The sequence below is a fragment of the Rhodoferax sp. RT5P35 genome (genome assembly GCF_056521385.1).
In genome coordinates this window covers 1-1,508 of sequence record NZ_JBWMAX010000102.1, presented here as the reverse complement: position 1 = coordinate 1,508, position 1,508 = coordinate 1, and the positions used below count along the sequence as shown (strand labels likewise).

The window sequence follows — 1,508 nt, the reverse complement described above, 5'->3', positions numbered from 1 at the left end:
CAGCACAACTGGCTGCGCTGTCGGGTAACGTGATCCACACCTTTGCCGACGACCAGGATGGGGCCGTCAACAGCACCCCACGCACCATCAGCGTGACGGCCAATGACGGCGACGGTGGCACCACCACCGCCACCAAGGTGGTCAACGTGAACAACGTCGCCCCCCTGGCCGCCGTCAGCGGAGCCGCCACGGTCAATGAGGCCAGCGTCTACACCTTGACGGTTGGCCCGGTCACCGAACCCGGCACCGACACCCGCACCGGCTACACCATCGCCTGGGGCGACGGCCTCACCAGCAGCTTCACCCCGGCCCAGTGGACGGCAGCAGCAGGCAGCTTCACCCACACCTATGCCGACAACGCGGCGGCCACCATCACGGTAAGTGCTACCGATGAAGACGGCACGTTTGTACTTGGCACCCAGGCTGTAACTATTAATAACGTAGCACCTACCGCCCAATTGACGGGCGCTGCAAGCACAAATGAAGGTGCAAGCTACAGCCTGAACATCGTCGGCAGCGACGTGGCTGGAGCCGCCGACCCGCTGAGCTACAGCATCGACTGGAACGATGGCAGTGCGGTGCAGACCCTCACCGCCGCGCAGTTGCTGGCCTTGTCCGGCAATGTGACCCACACCTTCCTCGACGACCAGGACGGAGCCGTCAACAGCACGCCCCGCACCATCAGCGTGACGGCCAACGACGGCGACGGGGGCATCACCACCAGCACCAAGGTGGTCAACGTGAACAACGTGGCCCCCACCATCGCGGTCACGGGCGCAGCCACCATCGAGACCGGCCAGACCTACACCCTGAACCTGGGGGCCGTCACCGACCCCGGCACCGACACGGTCAGCAGCTACAGCATCAACTGGGGCGACGGCAGTGCAGCCCAGGTGGTGACCACCGGTGGCAATGTGACCCACAGCTTTGCCACCGCAGGGCCACGCACCGTGCAGGTGTCACTGACCGACGAAGACGGCACCTACACCAACGTGGCTTCGGTCGCCGTGACCGTGGGCACGCCACCGGCCACCGTCAGCGTGGAAGCCGGTGCGGACACGGCACTCAATGAAGGGGCCACCTTCAGCCGCACCATCGCCTTCACCGACGGCACCGACAACGACGCGGCAGGTTGGAGCTACAGCATCAACTACGGCGACGGCAGCGCAGCGGTGACCGGCACCACCCTGGTCAACAGCATCAATCTGAGCCACCTGTACGCCGACGGCACCGCCACCCGCACAGCAACCGTCACGGTGCCCGACATCACCGGCGAAGACTCCACCGACAGCTTCCAGGTCACCGTGGACAACGTAGCCCCGGTGGCGGTGGTCAGTGGTGCCAGCACCGTGAACGAGGCAAGCGTCTACACCCTGAGCGTGGGTGCCATCACCGAACCCGGTGCCGACACCCGCACCGGCTATACCATCGCCTGGGGCGACGGCCTCACCAGCAGCTTCACCCCGGCCCAGTGGACGGCAGCAGCAGGCAGCTTCACCCACACCTAT

General features: G+C 65.7%; 1 protein-coding gene. It reads left to right on the top strand.

Annotation, left to right across the window (positions count from 1 at the left end; genetic code table 11):
* Positions 1-1,508: PKD domain-containing protein (locus AC097L_RS23980; protein WP_479589238.1), on the top strand; the 1,508-nt coding region annotated here is incomplete at both ends.